Below are 251 nucleotides of genomic sequence, written 5' to 3'. Positions count from 1 at the left end.
GCTGTGAGAAACCATGCAGATCACCACGATCCAACCAGAGCTGCGCAGAGAAAGCATCAAACCCGATCGAGAGAGTTTCCCCCTGCCCATTGGAAAAGACAATAAGAAAGCGTCCGGCACGCCCCTTATTACCATCAGGTTGAGGGTTTTTACGCTCGTCCACCGTGACCGTCAGAGACAGTTCAATGGCCTGCCCAGTGGGTATAGAAACCTGAACACCGCTCTGGGCCCCGATCCGTCCGACCTTGAAC

Annotated in this window: 1 protein-coding gene; it reads right to left on the bottom strand. The window is 54.6% G+C overall.

Annotated elements, in window-relative coordinates:
* On the bottom strand, positions 1 to 251 hold a 251-nt coding region (locus HMI57_RS18930), incomplete at both ends, for a hypothetical protein (RefSeq protein ID WP_216607709.1).

Source organism: Arthrobacter sp. 260, assembly GCF_013116745.1.
GTDB lineage: Bacteria > Actinomycetota > Actinomycetes > Actinomycetales > Micrococcaceae > Arthrobacter_D.
Note: the sequence above shows the minus strand (reverse complement) of the source record. Positions and strands in the feature narration are given on the sequence as shown.